The following is a 12,986-nucleotide window of genomic DNA, read 5'->3' on the forward strand; positions in this document are numbered from 1 at the left end:
CAAACCACCTGCGCGGCAGTCCATCCGAACTGCGACGCTGGTAGCGGAGGAGGGACTTGAACCCCCGACACGCGGATTATGATTCCGCTGCTCTAACCAACTGAGCTACTCCGCCCCGAAGCGAGAGCGGGCCATCTATTGCGGTGTGCGCGATCCGTCAAGCGAACATGTGGCGGGAATGCAATTCCCATGGTCCGCCGCGATACCACCAGCTGGCGAGACCGGATATTTCGACGGTTTTCGGCGCGAAATCGGCCTCCAGCACGCCTAGCAGGGCCTTGGCAAGAACGGGGCGCACCTTGTTTTGGACGGTCACATGCGGGCGCCAGCGCCCCGCATCTTGCGGCGTGAGCAGGCCGGCGAACGCCGCCAACAGCCCGGCGCGAATCGCGTCGAGCTCCGGCGCCTCGATTCGGTACGCCACGCCCTGCCCGAGCGACATCAATCCGCTGACACGCGCTCGCGGCGCGCGAACACCGCGCGTTTCCTGGCTCAGGCGATGCTTCAGTTCCTCCGCCACGGAGGGGGGCAGATGATGAAATAATGTAAGGTGCGCGTCCAGCTGGTTGCGCTCGGGCGGAAAATGCGCGCGGCGCAGCGAATCGAACCAGGCCTGGTCCTGCCTGCCGAACAGCGCGGTGACGATCAGCGGCGCAGGCGTCGCGCTCAAATCTCGACCTGGCTGCCCAGCTCGACCACGCGGTTGGTCGGCAGGCGGAAGAACTCCATCGCGCTTTCGGCGTTGCGCAGCATCCAGGCAAACAGCTTCTCGCGCCACAGCATCATTCCCGGCCGCGAGGAGGGCAGCAGCGTCTGGCGGGCCAGGAAGAAGCTGGTCTCCATCATCTTGAACTCGGCCCCGCAGGCATCGACCGACTTGAGCGCCGCCGGCACGTCCGCTTCCTGCATGAAGCCATAATAGAGAATCATGCGGTGAAAGCCCTTGCCGAGATCCTCGACCATCATGCGCTTCTCCTCGGGCACATAGGGCACGTCGCTGATCTTGACGGTGAGCAGGATCACCCGGTCGTGCAGTACCTTGTTGTGCTTGAGGTTGTGGAGCAGCGCGTGCGGCACCCCGTCCGGCGTCGAGGTCATGAACACCGCCGTGCCGCGCACCCGGGTTGCCGCATTGGCGGCCGATTCGATGAAGATCTGGATCGGCATCGCGCTTTCGCGCAGCCGGGCGATCATCAGCTTGCGCCCCTTGGCCCAAGTGGTGAGCAGGGTGAAGATGATGAAGCCCGCCATCAGCGGGAACCAGCCGCCGTCCGGCACCTTGGTCAGGTTCGCCGCGAAATACGCGAGATCGACGGTGAAGAACACGGCCAGCAACGGAATCGCATAGCGCTTCTTCCAGTGCCACAGGTTGAACAACACCACGGCCAGCAAGCAATTGTCGATCAGCATCGCGCCGGTGACGGCGATGCCATAGGCCGCGGTGAGGTTGGACGAGGTCTGGAAGCTGAGCACCAGCAGGATCACCATGATCATCAGCGCCCAGTTGATCACCGGGATGTAGATCTGCCCGGCGGTCGCGGCGCTGGTATGGTCGATGCGCAACCGCGGCACGAAGCCCAGCTGGATCGCCTGCTGGGTCACCGAGAAGGCGCCGGAGATGACTGCCTGCGAGGCGATGATCGCCGCGGCGGTGGCGACGAACACCAACGGCAGCCGCAGCGCCTCTGGCGCGAGCAGGTAGAAGGGGCTGCGCAGCGCCTCGGCATCGCGGATCAGCAGCGCCCCCTGCCCCATATAGTTCATCATCAGTGCCGGCAGCACGAACCATAGCCAGGAGATGCGGATCGGGTTGCGGCCGAAATGTCCCATGTCCGCATAGAGCGCCTCGGCACCGGTCACCGCCAGCACAACCGAACCGAGCGCGAGAAAGGCGCGCAGCGGATCGAGCGTGAAGAAATGCACCGCATGGTGCGGCGACAATGCCTGAAGGATATAGGGCGTCTGGACCATGCTGATGACGCCCAGGGTGGCGATGACGACGAAGTAGAAGATCATCACCGGCCCGAAGAAGGCGCCCACGCGCGCCGTGCCGGTCCGCTGGATCGAGAACAGCATGACGAGGATCACCACCGCGATCGGCACCACCAGCCGGTGGAAGCCAGGCGCGGCGACGGCCAGGCCCTCGACCGCCGAGAGCACCGACACCGCCGGGGTGATCATCGAATCGCCGTAGAACAGCGCCGTCGCAAACACGCCGAGCAGCACGATGCCCTGCGTCCAGCGACGCTGGCCGCCGCGGCCCGAGATCAGCGCGAGCAGCGCCAGGCTGCCGCCCTCGCCCTTGTTGTCCGCCCGCATGATGATCGTGACATATTTTAGTGTCACCACGACCATCATCGACCAGAACATCAGGCTGATCGCACCCAGCACATGCGGGGTATCGAGCGGCAACTCGTGATGCTCGTTCGCGAAGGTCTCGCGAAACGCGTAAAGCGGGCTGGTGCCGATGTCGCCGAACACGATGCCGATAGCACCGAGGGCGAGCTTCCATGTCGGGTCTTGGCCGTGATGGCCATGCCCGCCATGCGGTTCCGAATCGGGGAGGAGCGCAGCAGCGTCTCCGGTCGCGGCGGCGTTCACCGGTGCGACAGACGCTGAAGGGAGCGAACCGACCTGGCCATAGCGACCTGTGTTCTCATCATCATCAGGATGCGGGCCGTTAGCATGCGCAACATGCCCTATCAACTATCGTGTCCAGGGCCGGTAGACGCACCAGCCGCCCGCCCGTTCCCATGGGGCGCAAGATTGTCACCGCGCACCGCCGAACAAGGCATCGCCTTCACCGCGAGTCGGCACCTCGCGCAGCACGAAGCTGCTGTTGATCGTCACCACTCCGGGCAGCCGGCCGAGATGTTCGCGATGGAGCCGCTCGTAATCATCGAGGTCGCGGCACAGGATTTTCAGCCGATAGTCCTGCCCGCCCGAGACCAGGGCGCACTCGACCACACCGTCGATTCCGCCGACCGCCTGTTCGAAATGCGCGAGATCTTCCTCCACCTGCGTGCCGAGCGTGATGTCGACCAGCGCCGTTACCCGGAAGCCGACCCGTCGATGGTCGAGTCGCGCCCCATAGCCCCGGATCAGGCCGCCAGCCTCCAACCCCTGGATCCGCCGGGTGCATGCCGATTGCGACAGTCCCACCATGGCCGCGATGTGGCTGACAGGGGCGCGCGCGTCGGCGGCGAGCAGCTTGAGAATTGCTGTGTCGATTCGATCCATCGTGCATGAATTGCCCGCATACTGGCAAAAATTGCAAGATCCATGCGAAGCGGCGCGACGATATGCATGCGCTTTGCAGGGATTTCCGATGATGTTTCGCGGTAGGAAAAGCCGTCAAAATTTAGGAGAGTTCCCATGCGCATCGGCGTTCCCAAGGAAATCAAGAATCACGAATATCGCGTGGGCCTGACCCCCGCTTCGGTGGCGGAGCTGGTTCATGCCGGCCACAGCGTGCTGGTCGAGACCAAGGCAGGAATGGGCATCGATTTCGACGACGCTGCCTATACCGCGGTCGGCGCAGAGATCGCCCCGGATGCTGCAAGCGTGTTCGCCAATTCGGAAATGATCGTGAAGGTGAAGGAGCCGCAGGCACAGGAAATCGCGCTGCTCGAGCCGCGCCACCTGCTGTTCACCTATCTCCACCTTGCCGCCGACAAGCCGCAGGCCGAAGGCCTGATGGCGTCGGGCGCGACCTGCATCGCCTATGAGACGGTTACGTCGAACTCGGGCGCGCTGCCCCTGCTCAAGCCGATGAGCGAAGTCGCCGGCCGCATGTCGGTCCAGGTCGCCTCGCACTATCTGGAGAAGGAACAGGGCGGCCGCGGCGAACTGCTCGGCGGCGTGCCGGGCGTGGCGCCGTGCAAGGTCGCGATCCTCGGCGGCGGCGTGTCAGGCATCAACGCCGCGCAGATGGCGACCGGCCAGCGCGCAGACGTGACGATCTACGACATTAACAACGAGCGCCTGGCCGAACTCGACATGCATTTCGGCAGCCAGATCAAGACCGCCTATGCCAGCAAGGCCGCGATCGCCGAGGCGGTGCGCACCTCGCAGGTGGTGATCGGCGCGGTGCTCGTACCGGGTGCCGCGGCCCCCAAGCTCGTCACTCGCGACATGCTGAAGACGATGATGCGCGGCTCGGTGCTGGTCGACATCGCGATCGACCAGGGCGGCTGCTTCGAGACCAGCCGCGCCACCACGCATGACGATCCGGTGTTCGAGATCGACGGCGTGATCCATTATTGCGTGGCCAACATGCCCGGCGCGGTCGCCCGCACCTCGGCCTTCGCGCTCAACAACGCGACGCTGCCCTTCGTGCTGAAGCTCGCCAACCACGGCGCGGAAGCCGCCATGAAGGCCGACCGTCACCTCGCCAACGGCCTCAACGTCTCGGGCGGCAAGATCCGTCACCAGGCGGTCGCCGACGCGCTCGACCTGCCGTTCGAAGCCTGGGCGGGCTAAAGAGGCGGATCCCCGCTCGGGCCTTGGTCCGAGCGGGGATCCCATTCAGGCAGCGACCGCGCTGCTCTCGGGCAGGAACTCGACGAGGTTGCCCAGCTGCACGCGCGGCGAGCGCAGGCGGGGATCCGCCATCGCCGCAAGGAACGCCTGATATTGCGGGTGATCCGGCAGGAACACCGCCTTCGCCGCATATTCCGCCGGGGAAAACGTGCCCCAGTTGGTTATCTTGCCGAAGTAGATGCTGGTCGCGTTGAGCGCCTCCGCGAGCGCGACGCCCTGGCCCATCTCATGGAAATTCTCGGCCTGGACGGTGAAGCTCAGCGACAGCCGCTCGATAAGGCCCTGCTCGAGCAAGCCCGCCGCAAAACGAAGATTCTGCTGCATCACTTCCCAGCGCGCCCCGCGGCGGAGCAGTTCGTGCGTGGCGGCAGACGCCCCGTCGATGCTGATCTGCAGCGAGAACACCCGCTTATGGAGTGCCGGAAAGCGCTCCCACTCGCGCGGTGTGAACAGCATGGCATTGGTCATGATGCGGAAACGCAGATCCGGATATTCGTCCGGGGTAAGCTTTTCCATCAGGCGGCGGAAGTTCTTGCTGGCGAACGGATCGCCCGATCCGGTGATGAACACCGTCTTCGCATCGCGCAGCATCGGCAGGATCGCGCGTTCCTGCATCGCGTCATAGCGCTGCCGGGTCGCCTCGTCGGCCGCAATCTTGTGGGTGCGGCAGCTGGGGCAGGACAGATTGCAGGTAAGGTCGTAGGCGAGGTTCACGTCCTCGGGGCCCGCCGGCATCACGGTTTCCAGGTCCGTGATCAGGCTCGCCAGCGTCGGCCAGTGCTCCGCCGCCGCTTCCTTGGTCGGCAGCGTGCCGGACTGAATCGCCGGGCACGCCATCTTGTTGCAATGCCGATAGCTGCCGTCATGGATGCTGGCACGAACGGCCTGCGCCGATTCCGAGTTCCAGACCTGCTCCCACGGGGTGGTGTTCAGATCGCCGGCGGACTTGTCGAGCCAGCTGGCGCAGCACTGGTGGGTGGAGCCCTCCAGGACGTGCAGTTCGAGGAACGGCTTGGCGCAGAAACGCCCTTCCAGCTTGTATTTGGGGTTCTCCGGGTCAGCCATGCCATGAACATGGAACAGCGCGCCCTGTGCCATGATCGAGTTGTTCTGCAGCGTCGTTACCCGGGTCAGGCGGCCGATCGCGAGGTCCAATGCCCCTTCATGTGCCTCGCACATGGCAAGCAGTGTCTCCAGCGCGATCGCCACGCGCACGTCAAGCTGCACGCCACCGCCGGCAGCCTTGGCGTGGCTGTTGCGAACTACCCGGGAGAACATCGGCAACGCAGACAGGAACTGCGGGAACGCGGCCCAGATTTCCGGCCGGTCGTCCGGCTTGAGCAGATCTTCCAGCATGACCCACAGCATGTCTTCCGCCTGCGCATAGGCGGCTAGGTCGGCGTCGCTGAGGCCATGCTGCATGAAGTCGGCGGCGTTGCCGCTCTGGATGTGCATTGTCGGACCCCTGTATCCGCTGGAACGTGCAGCACCGCGGGCGAGCGGTACCGGTTCTAATATAGAGGGATAACGACGTGTTAGCGGGCAGCGGACGGATTTGCGGATAATGCGGATCGCGCCGCCGCCGCGAGTCCGGGATCGAGCTTCAGCATCACACCAACCATCTCGTTGCGATAACTGGCCGTCGGCGGCACGAGGCGCAGCGCCCTGCCCCAAGCCTGCCTCGCCGCGGCCAGATCCCCGGACCGCGCAAGCGCGATGCCGCGATAGAAAGGCGGCCCGGGATGGTTGGGCGCGAGTTGCTCGGCCCTGTCGAAGGCATAGCGGGCAGCGGGGGAAATCTGGTCGCCGTCATGCTCGGCGAGCGCAAGCCCGAGGCCGGCCCATAGCCCCAGATCATTTGGCGCCTTGCGCACCGCCCCCAGCATCACGGTCGCGGCGCGTTGCGGTGAACCGACCCGCGTCATCGCATCGGCCGCCATGAAGTAGCTATAGTCGAAGTTGAACCGCCCGAAGAGCCCTTCGCGCGCCGCGATCAGATCGGGATCGAGCGGTCGCACGCTGGTGACGCCTTGGGCCGGGCGATCGGGCAGGCCGGGCTGCCCTTGCCAGGCATAGCCAGCGCCCGCCAGCATCACCGCCATCGCGGGCACCGTCCAGAAGCGCCTTGGGAAGCGAATGAGTAGCAATAGCGCAAGTGCGCCTAGCGCGAAGCCCCCAAAGACAAGCCAACCCGTCATGCCGTCTTTCCCTTGAACAGGCGGCGCGCGATCAGCAGCCCGAAGGCCAGCAGCACCAGCGGCGTCAGCCACAGCGGCGCGGTCGCCCAGCGAAGCGGCGGGTCGTAGGTGACATAGTCGCCATAGCGCTCCATCAGCCACGTACGGACCTGGGCGGGGCGCTCGCCCGCAGCAATCCGCTGGCGCACCAGCGCGCGCATCTCTCCCGCCATGTCGGCGTCGCTGTCGGCGATGCTCTGGCCCTGGCAGACGAGACAGCGCAGCGTCTCCATCAACGCCTTGGCCTGCGCTTCCTGCTCGGGGTCTGACAGCTGGGTATAGGCGAGCGGCGACGCCGGCAGCGCCGAGTCCGCGTGCGCGGGGGCGGCCAGCAGCAACGCGAACGGCAGCAGCTTCCGCCTCATCGCGCCTTTTCCAGTGCGGCGAGCAGCCGGGGCACGTCCTCGGCGCGGATGTCGCCGACATGCTGGTCGACGATCACGCCGCGCGCGTCGATCACGAAGGTTTCCGGCACGCCCGACGATCCGAGCGACAGCTGCGCCCGCATCGCGGCATCGTCGCCGATACGCGTATAGGGATCGCCGTTGCGCGCGAGAAAGGCCTGCAGCGCCGGCGCGGTATCGCGCACGGCAATGGCATCGATCTCTGCGCCCGCCTGGCGCAGCTTGAGCAGTTGGGGCGCCTCGGCCACGCAGGGGATGCACCAGCTGGCGAAGACATTGAGCAACCGCGGTTTGCCCTTGGGCAACAGCGCGGTGTCCAGGCCGGGCTTGCCGTCGACGATGGCGGGCAACTGCATCGCAGGCAGCGGCTTGCCGATCATCGCCGAGCGGACGATGCGGTCACTCGGCTCGATCAATCCGTTCACCACCAGCGCGAAGACCAGCACGAACAGCGCGAGCGGCAGCCAGATCAGCAGCTTCTTCATGCCCATTCCTCCTGCGCGCGCGCTTCGCGACGCGCCCGCAATATCCGGCCCAGCAGCGATAGGAGTCCGCCCAGTGCGATCAGGCCGCCTCCCGCCCAGATCAGCGTGACGAACGGCTTCCACCACAGGCGAAGCTGCCACCGCCCCGCCCCGTCCGCCGCGCCGAGCACGGTGTAGATCTGCCCGTCCCACAGCGTGGCGATCGCAGCCTCGCTGGTCGTCGTCGGCGGATTGGCGAAGAAGCGCTGCTGGGGTAGCAGCTCGAAGGGCGCGCCGGTCCCCCGCCGGACCTGCAGCCGCGCCTCCATCGCCGACCAGTTGGGGCCGAGAGCGGGGCGGACTTCCACCAGCGTGACCTTGAACGGGCCGACGGTGAGATTGTCACCCGCCGCGATCGCCGCCAGCCGTTCCTGCTTGAACAGCGTGTCCGCCGCCATGCCGGCGAGGCTCACCGCCATGCCCAGATGCGCCACGACCATGCCGTAGATCGGCAGCGGCGTGCGGCGCAGATTGCGCTTCCACAAGGGCGCCACGCTGGCGGCAGCCAGCCCGAAGGCAAGGGCCAGGGCCAGCACCGCGACCGGCGCGGTGAACCCCGACAACGCGAAGAAAAGCGCGAACGCCACGCCAGCCACCGCCACCGGCACGGTGAGCCGCGAGAGCAGCGCCTGGGCGGAGTCCTTCCGCCAGCGCAGCAGCGGCCCCGCGGCCGTCCCCAGGATCAGGAACAGTGCGATCGGCACCGCGGTCTTCTCGAAGAAAGGCGCGCCGATCGAGAGCTGCACCCCCATCGCCTGCGCGACCAGCGGATAGAGCGTGCCGATCAGCACCACGCCGAGGATCACGCTGAGCAGCAGATTGTTGAGCACCAGCGCCGCCTCGCGGCTGACCAGCTGGAAGGTCGCGCCCTGCGTCACCGTGCCCACCCTCGCGCCGAACAGCGCCAGCGCCCCGCCGATATAGAGGCCGAGCAGCGCGAGCAGGAAGGTCCCGCGCGTCGGGTCCACGGCGAAGGCGTGGACGCTCACCAGGATGCCCGAACGGACCAGGAAGGTGCCGACCATCGACATCGAGAAGGCGACCACCGCCAGCATCAGCGTCCAGGCGCGCAGCCCGTCGCGCGTCGCCAGCACGTTGACCGAGTGGAGCAAGGCGGTTGCCGCGAGCCAGGGCATCAGCGAGGCATTCTCCACCGGGTCCCAGAACCACCAGCCGCCCCAGCCGAGCTCGTAATAGGCCCAGTAGCTGCCCGCCGTGATGCCGATGGTGAGGAAGATCCAGGCGGCGAGCACCCAGGGCCGCATCGCCTTGGCGAAGGCGGGGCCCACGTCGCGCATCAGCAGCGCGGCGACCGCGAAGCTGAACGCCACCGACAGCCCGACATAGCCGAGATACAACGTCGGCGGGTGGAAGGCGAGGCCGGGGTCCTGCAGCAGCGGGTTGAGCCCCTGCCCGTCCGCCGGCGCGGGGTTGAGCCGCGCAAAGGGGTTCGAGGCGAAGGCGAGGAAGGCGTAGAAACCGATCGCGATCGTCGCCTGTGCTGCGAGCGTCGCCGACAGCGTCTCCGCCACCAGCCGCCGCTCGAACAGCGCGACGCCGGCCCCGGCGACCGCCAGGACGGTGACCCAGAGCAGCATCGAACCCTCATGGTTCCCCCAGGCGCCGGCGACCTTGTAGAGCATCGGCTTCAGCGAATGGCTGTTCTCCGCCACCAGCAGCACCGACATGTCCGAGGTGACGAACAGCCGGACCAGGATCAGGAAGGCGAGCAGCGCGAACAGCGCCTGAACCATCGCAATCTTGCGCACCGCCGGCAGCAACGCGGTTGGGTCGCCGGCACGCGCGGCGGCGGCGCCCAGCAGCAGCTGCGCAATGGCGAAAGCCGTGGCGAGCCACAGCGCCGCAAGCCCGGCTTCGGCGATCATGGCTCCAGCGACTCGCTCTTGTGCATCTTCCCCGCCATTTGCGGCGGCATGTAGCGCTCGTCATGCTTGGCGAGCAGATTGTCGGCGGTGAAGCTGCCATCGGGCTGGAACTGGCCTTCCGCCACCACGCCCGATCCCTCGCGGAACAGGTCCGGGGTCACGCCGCGGAAGCGGACCGGCACCACGTCCCTGCCGTCGGTGACCTTGAAGGCGATCGAAACGCCGTCCTTCGCGCGCACCAGCGAGCCCTTCTCGACCATCCCGCCCAGCCGCACCGCCTTGCCCAGCGGCAACGGTTTGCCCGCGACGTCCGCCGGTGCGTAGAAGAACGCCGCCTGGTCCTTGAGCGCGGACAGCGCGAGCAGCGCGGCGCAGACGATGGCCGCCACCGCCAGCAGCGCGAGCGTCAGCCGTTGATGCTTTGCCTTCACCGGCGCCGCCCCAGCGCTTCCGCGGTGGCTTCGGCGCGGCGCATCGCCCGCCAGCTCGCCGCGGCAAGACCGCCGGTGCCGAGCGCCACCACCAGATAGGCGGCCGTCACGAACCACCAATGATTCATTGCGCCGCCCTCCGCCGCAACCGGGCTTCGACCTTCTGCCGGGCGAGCAGCGCGCGCATCCGCATCAGCACGATCGCGCCGAACAACAGGCTGAATCCCGACAGGGTGAACCACAAAGGCCAGAGCATCGAAGAATCGATGCTGCTGCGGGTAAGCCCGATGCTCTCCCCCTGGTGCAGCGTGTTCCACCACACCACCGAATAGCGGATGACGGGCAACAGCACCGTGCCTGCGACGCCGAACAGCGCCGGGATGCGCCCGTCGCCGCTCCGCTCGGCGTCGGCGCGGGCGAGCGCGATCCAGGCGATATAGACGAAGAACAGCAGCAGCATGCTGGTCAGCCGCCCGTCCCATTCCCACCAGGTGCCCCAGGTCGGTCGGCCCCAGATCGATCCGGTGATCAGGCACAGCGCCGCGAAGGTCGCTCCCACCGGCGCGATCGCGCGCGCGGCGACGATGGCCAGCGGATGCCGCCAGATCAGATAGCCGAGGCACGCCGCCGCCAGCCCGCTCCACCCGCCCATGCCAAGCCACGCGGTGGGCACATGGATATAGAGGATGCGCACGCTGTCCTTCTGCAGATAGTCGGCGGGTGTCTGCGTCAGCCCCGCCCAGGCGCCGAACAGCGTCAGCGCGAGGCCGACCCAGAACAGGGCCGGCGTCAGCGGCCGGGCGATCTTGAGGAAGCGCGCCGGGTTGGCGAGGGCGTGAAGCATCGGCACCGCGATGGATTAGCCGGGTTTCTCCCCCGATTCCAAGCAGCGATTGCATCGCATCGTTCGCCTGGCGCGAAGGGTTGCATTGCCGTGCAGCCTCCGCTACGCGCCCCCGGTCATCTGGGGAGTAGCCAGCCGGTGCCATGCGCACCGGGCGCCCGCGTCAACATACTTGGCCGAGAGGCCATGGCGCAGGCGGAGCCGCGAGGTTCGGGCGAGACCAATGGCGTCGCATCTCCGCTCGTGCCGGGCGGGGAGGTGCGATGTCGTTGGATTTGCGTCCGCCCGGCCTGGAATCGTTTTGGAAGCCCTTCTTACCTCCACCCTGGTCGTGGCGCTCGCCGAAATCGGCGACAAGACCCAGCTGCTGGCAATCTTGCTCGCCACCCGCTTCAGGAAGCCGGTGCCTATCATCTGCGGCATCCTTGTCGCCACCCTTGCCAACCATTTCCTCGCCGCCCTGGTGGGCGCCGAAGTCGCCGGGCTGCTGGACAGCCCCTGGTTCCGCTACGCGATCGCCGCCTCGTTCGTCGCGATGGGGCTTTGGACGCTGATCCCGGACAAGCTCGACGAAGAGGAAGCCCCGAAACCCGCCAGGTTCGGGGCGTTTCTCACCACCGCGATCGCATTCTTCCTCGTGGAAATGGGTGACAAGACCCAGATCGCCACGGTTGCGCTCGGCGCGCGCTTCCACGCGGTGCTGCCGGTAACGGCGGGGACGACGCTAGGCATGATGCTCGCCAATGTGCCGGCGGTGTTCCTCGGCAAGGCGGTGATCGACCGCGTGCCGCTGACGACCGTGCATCGCATCGCCGCGCTGCTGTTCATCGCGATGGGTCTGTGGCTCGCCGCGCAGACGGCCGGGTGGCTGTAAGACTGTAGATTCCTCCCCTGCGACCGCAGGGGAGGCGGACCATTCGCGCCAGCAAATGCCGGAGGGGCGGCCGCGACACCCCGGCGGTTGCCCGGAATGCAAAAGACCGCGCCTTGCGGCGCGGCCCCTCCACCACCCGGCGATGCCGCACGGCCCCCTCCCCGGCTCTGCTGGGGGAGGATTTGAACGATTACCGGCCGATCAGGCGCTGGGCAATGCGGTCAGCGACTTCGCTCGACGGATCGCCGGTCGCCTCGCTTTCGTCCCACACCTGGTTGAGGCGCAGCGGGATCTTCTCGACCCGGGCATCGACCTCGGAACGGTCGCCCTGCCCCAGATATTCGAGCGCGACGTTGATGATGCCGCCGGCGTTGATCACATAATCCGGTGCGTAAACAATACCGCGCGCATGCAGGCGATGCCCGTCCTCGCGCGTGGCGAGCTGGTTGTTCGCGCCGCCCGCGACGACGCGCACCTGGAGCGCCGCGATCGACTGTTCGGTAAGGATCGCACCCAGCGCGCAAGGGCTGAGGATATCGGCCTCATGCGTCAGGATCGCATCGGCATCGATCGCCTCGGCGCCGAGCTCTGCGGCGAGTGCCCTGGCGCGGTCGCCATGGACATCGGCCAGCGTCAGCTTTGCGCCGTCCGCCGCCAGCAGCCGGGCAAGCCCGCCGCCGACCGAGCCGACGCCCTGGATCGCGACGCGGACGCCCGCCATCGACTCTACACCAAGGCCACGCTTCGCCGCCGCCTTGACACCGAGATAGACGCCGCGCGCCGTTACGGGACCCGGATCGCCGCCGGCGCTGCCTGCCGCCACCGGGAGGCCCGAGACGTGCTTGGTCTGGGTCGCGACAACTTTCATCCGGGCTTCGGACATGCCGACATCCTCGGCGGTCACGTAGCGGCCATGGAGCGATTCGACCGCACGGCCGAACGCCTCGAGCTGCGCCTGGGTGACTTCGGCTCCCGGCCTGTCGGCCAGGATCACGCCCTTGCCGCCGCCCATCGGGAGATCGGCCATGGCGTTCTTGTAGCTCATCCCGCGCGATAGACGGAGCGCATCGGTGATCGCGGCGCGGTGATCGGCATAATGCCAAAAGCGCACGCCGCCCGCCGCAGCACCTAGCGCCGTCGAGTGCACCGCGATGATCGCGCTAAGGCCCGAAGCCCGATCCGAGAAGAGGTGAACGCCCTCGTGGTCGTCGAAATCGGGAAAGCCCCAGTCGGTGATCATGGAT

Annotated in this window: 14 protein-coding genes, 1 tRNA gene and 1 riboswitch; of the genes, 2 read left to right on the forward strand and 13 right to left on the reverse strand. The window is 67.0% G+C overall.

Annotation, left to right across the window (positions count from 1 at the left end; translation table 11 throughout):
- Nucleotides 1–38 precede the first annotated feature (38 nt).
- The 4 genes from S2M10_RS10190 to S2M10_RS10205 form a co-directional block, all read right to left on the reverse strand.
- Nucleotides 39–115, reverse strand: a tRNA-Met gene (locus S2M10_RS10190).
- Nucleotides 116–157: 42 nt separating this feature from the next.
- A complete protein-coding gene (locus S2M10_RS10195) occupies nt 158–670 on the reverse strand; it encodes a 2'-5' RNA ligase family protein (protein WP_168845956.1) in 513 nt (170 codons plus the stop codon).
- Complete coding sequence (locus tag S2M10_RS10200; protein ID WP_168845957.1) at nt 667–2,601, reverse strand: potassium transporter Kup; 1,935 nt, start codon at nt 2,599–2,601, stop codon at nt 667–669. Before S2M10_RS10200 ends, S2M10_RS10195 begins: the two co-directional genes overlap by 4 nt.
- A 168-nt stretch (nt 2,602–2,769) precedes the next feature.
- Nucleotides 2,770–3,240 carry an Lrp/AsnC family transcriptional regulator gene (locus tag S2M10_RS10205; RefSeq protein WP_168845958.1) on the reverse strand — a complete coding sequence of 157 codons (471 nt, stop codon included), beginning with the start codon at nt 3,238–3,240 and terminating at the stop codon, nt 2,770–2,772.
- Nucleotides 3,241–3,375: 135 nt separating this feature from the next.
- Here S2M10_RS10205 and ald point away from each other — a divergent pair, with 135 nt between their 5' ends.
- On the forward strand, nt 3,376–4,482 hold the full coding sequence (gene ald / locus S2M10_RS10210) for an alanine dehydrogenase (RefSeq protein WP_168845959.1): 1,107 nt from the start codon (nt 3,376–3,378) through the stop codon (nt 4,480–4,482).
- A 45-nt stretch (nt 4,483–4,527) separates the two neighbouring features.
- Here ald and S2M10_RS10215 read toward each other — a convergent pair whose 3' ends face one another.
- The 8 genes from S2M10_RS10215 to ccmC all read right to left on the reverse strand — a co-directional run bounded on the left by S2M10_RS10215 (nt 4,528) and on the right by ccmC (nt 10,868).
- A complete protein-coding gene (locus S2M10_RS10215; RefSeq protein WP_168845960.1) occupies nt 4,528–5,997 on the reverse strand; it encodes a radical SAM/SPASM domain-containing protein in 1,470 nt (489 codons plus the stop codon).
- 80 nt (nt 5,998–6,077) lie between these two features.
- Nucleotides 6,078–6,740 (reverse strand): cytochrome c biogenesis factor-like protein, encoded by a 663-nt coding sequence (locus S2M10_RS10220; RefSeq protein ID WP_168845961.1) that lies wholly within the window; start codon nt 6,738–6,740, stop codon nt 6,078–6,080.
- Nucleotides 6,737–7,144: a cytochrome c-type biogenesis protein gene (locus tag S2M10_RS10225; RefSeq protein WP_168845962.1), complete on the reverse strand. Its 408-nt coding sequence runs from the start codon at nt 7,142–7,144 to the stop codon at nt 6,737–6,739. Before S2M10_RS10225 ends, S2M10_RS10220 begins: the two co-directional genes overlap by 4 nt.
- The gene (locus tag S2M10_RS10230; protein WP_168845963.1) at nt 7,141–7,668 is read right to left on the reverse strand and encodes a redoxin family protein; all 528 of its coding nucleotides are present in this window, start codon (nt 7,666–7,668) and stop codon (nt 7,141–7,143) included. The genes S2M10_RS10225 and S2M10_RS10230 overlap by 4 nt, the downstream gene beginning before the upstream one ends.
- Nucleotides 7,665–9,593, reverse strand: coding sequence for a heme lyase CcmF/NrfE family subunit (locus S2M10_RS10235; RefSeq protein ID WP_168845964.1), 1,929 nt, complete (start codon nt 9,591–9,593; stop codon nt 7,665–7,667). Before S2M10_RS10235 ends, S2M10_RS10230 begins: the two co-directional genes overlap by 4 nt.
- Nucleotides 9,590–10,024, reverse strand: coding sequence for a cytochrome c maturation protein CcmE (gene ccmE, locus S2M10_RS10240; RefSeq protein WP_168845965.1), 435 nt, complete (start codon nt 10,022–10,024; stop codon nt 9,590–9,592). Before ccmE ends, S2M10_RS10235 begins: the two co-directional genes overlap by 4 nt.
- On the reverse strand, nt 10,021–10,152 hold the full coding sequence (locus S2M10_RS22955; protein ID WP_282098039.1) for a hypothetical protein: 132 nt from the start codon (nt 10,150–10,152) through the stop codon (nt 10,021–10,023). Before S2M10_RS22955 ends, ccmE begins: the two co-directional genes overlap by 4 nt.
- Nucleotides 10,149–10,868, reverse strand: a complete 720-nt coding sequence (ccmC, locus tag S2M10_RS10245) for a heme ABC transporter permease CcmC (protein WP_211090972.1) — start codon at nt 10,866–10,868, stop codon at nt 10,149–10,151. Before ccmC ends, S2M10_RS22955 begins: the two co-directional genes overlap by 4 nt.
- 109 nt (nt 10,869–10,977) lie before the next feature.
- A riboswitch (yybP-ykoY riboswitch) is annotated at nt 10,978–11,145 on the forward strand.
- 24 nt (nt 11,146–11,169) lie between these two features.
- Here ccmC and S2M10_RS10250 point away from each other — a divergent pair.
- Nucleotides 11,170–11,742: a TMEM165/GDT1 family protein gene (locus S2M10_RS10250; RefSeq protein ID WP_168845967.1), complete on the forward strand. Its 573-nt coding sequence runs from the start codon at nt 11,170–11,172 to the stop codon at nt 11,740–11,742.
- A gap of 190 nt (nt 11,743–11,932) precedes the next feature.
- On the opposite strand, the gene S2M10_RS10255 is transcribed toward S2M10_RS10250, so the two are convergent.
- On the reverse strand, nt 11,933–12,982 hold the full coding sequence (locus S2M10_RS10255) for a Glu/Leu/Phe/Val dehydrogenase (protein ID WP_168845968.1): 1,050 nt from the start codon (nt 12,980–12,982) through the stop codon (nt 11,933–11,935).
- Between the last annotated feature and the right edge of the window lie 4 nt (nt 12,983–12,986).

This window comes from Sphingomonas sp. S2M10 (assembly GCF_012650175.1).
In the GTDB taxonomy this organism is placed as follows: Bacteria; Pseudomonadota; Alphaproteobacteria; order Sphingomonadales; family Sphingomonadaceae; genus Sphingomonas.

Coding starts and splice junctions, on each gene's coding strand:
- S2M10_RS10220 (WP_168845961.1), bottom strand. CDS start 6,740: ATGACGGGTTGGCTTGTCTTTGGGGGCTTCGCGCTAGGCGCACTTGCG.
- S2M10_RS22955 (WP_282098039.1), bottom strand. CDS start 10,152: ATGAATCATTGGTGGTTCGTGACGGCCGCCTATCTGGTGGTGGCGCTC.
- ald (WP_168845959.1), top strand. CDS start 3,376: ATGCGCATCGGCGTTCCCAAGGAAATCAAGAATCACGAATATCGCGTG.
- S2M10_RS10230 (WP_168845963.1), bottom strand. CDS start 7,668: ATGAAGAAGCTGCTGATCTGGCTGCCGCTCGCGCTGTTCGTGCTGGTC.
- S2M10_RS10215 (WP_168845960.1), bottom strand. CDS start 5,997: ATGCACATCCAGAGCGGCAACGCCGCCGACTTCATGCAGCATGGCCTC.
- ccmC (WP_211090972.1), bottom strand. CDS start 10,868: ATGCTTCACGCCCTCGCCAACCCGGCGCGCTTCCTCAAGATCGCCCGG.
- S2M10_RS10205 (WP_168845958.1), bottom strand. CDS start 3,240: ATGGATCGAATCGACACAGCAATTCTCAAGCTGCTCGCCGCCGACGCG.
- S2M10_RS10225 (WP_168845962.1), bottom strand. CDS start 7,144: ATGAGGCGGAAGCTGCTGCCGTTCGCGTTGCTGCTGGCCGCCCCCGCG.
- S2M10_RS10235 (WP_168845964.1), bottom strand. CDS start 9,593: ATGATCGCCGAAGCCGGGCTTGCGGCGCTGTGGCTCGCCACGGCTTTC.
- S2M10_RS10255 (WP_168845968.1), bottom strand. CDS start 12,982: ATGATCACCGACTGGGGCTTTCCCGATTTCGACGACCACGAGGGCGTT.